1 protein-coding gene is annotated in these 1,336 nt (G+C 53.7%); it reads left to right on the top strand.

Features of this window, described 5'->3' with window-relative positions:
- The coding region (locus tag EYB53_RS25290) for a DUF4397 domain-containing protein (protein WP_135482430.1) at window positions 1–1,336 on the top strand (1,336 nt) is incomplete at both ends.

Genomic DNA, 1,336 nt, shown 5'->3' with positions numbered 1-1,336 from the left:
CCCGAAGTGAGTGTGTGGGTAAAAGATGGTGCCAGCCAGTTATTTGCTTTCGAATATGGTGACTTTGCCGGATATTTGGGCGTGCCCACCAGCGATCTTATCCTGGAAGTACGTACTGCCGACGGATTAACCACCGTAGCTTCTTTTGTGGCCCCCCTGGCCACCCTTGATCTGGATGGCGCAGCCCTGACCGTAGTAGCCAGTGGTTTCCTCAATCCAGCCAACAACAGCGATGGCAAGCCCTTTGGACTTTTTGTGGCAACTGCTGCCGGCGGCAACCTGATTGCCCTGCCTGCCTATGTTCCCATGGCCAAACTGCAGATCATCCACAACTCGGCCGATGCCGCAGTGGAAAAAGTCGACATCTTTGTCAATGGTGAGGAATTCCTTAAAGATGTGGGTTTCCGCCAGGCAACAGCCTTCATGGATGTACCCGCAGGTGTTGACCTCAACATCGTGGTGGCTCCTGCCGGCGCCGGTATCGGCAATGGTGTAGGACCCATTACCGTTAATCTGACAGAGAATAAAAACTACATCGCTATTGCCAATGGCATTGTAAGCGCTACAGGATACACCCCTGCAACAGCCTTTAGCCTGGATGTATTCGACATGGCCCGCCTGACAGCCGCCGACCCGGCCAATACCGATCTTTTGGTATTCCACGGTTCTACCGATGCTCCCGAAGTGAGTGTGTGGGTAAAAGATGGTGCCAGCCAGTTATTTGCTTTCGAATATGGTGACTTTGCCGGATATTTGGGCGTGCCCACCAGCGATCTTATCCTGGAAGTACGTACTGCCGACGGATTAACCACCGTAGCTTCTTTTGTGGCCCCCCTGGCCACCCTTGATCTGGATGGCGCAGCCCTGACCGTAGTAGCCAGTGGTTTCCTCAATCCAGCCAACAACAGCGATGGCAAGCCCTTTGGACTTTTTGTGGCAACTGCTGCCGGCGGCAACCTGATTGCCCTGCCTGCCTATGTTCCCATGGCCAAACTGCAGATCATCCACAACTCGGCCGATGCCGCAGTGGAAAAAGTCGACATCTTTGTCAATGGTGAGGAATTCCTTAAAGATGTGGGTTTCCGCCAGGCAACAGCCTTCATGGATGTACCCGCAGGTGTTGACCTCAACATCGTGGTGGCTCCTGCCGGCGCCGGTATCGGCAATGGTGTAGGACCCATTACCGTTAATCTGACAGAGAATAAAAACTACATCGCTATTGCCAATGGCATTGTAAGCGCTACAGGATACACCCCTGCAACAGCCTTTAGCCTGGATGTATTCGACATGGCCCGCCTGACAGCCGCCGACCCGGCCAATACCGATCTTTTGGTAT

The sequence above is a fragment of the Candidatus Chloroploca mongolica genome, from assembly GCF_004762035.2.
Lineage (GTDB): Bacteria > Chloroflexota > Chloroflexia > Chloroflexales > Chloroflexaceae > Chloroploca > Chloroploca mongolica.
The sequence above is the reverse complement of the archived record's forward strand: the minus strand, read 5'-3'. Positions and strand labels throughout refer to the sequence as shown.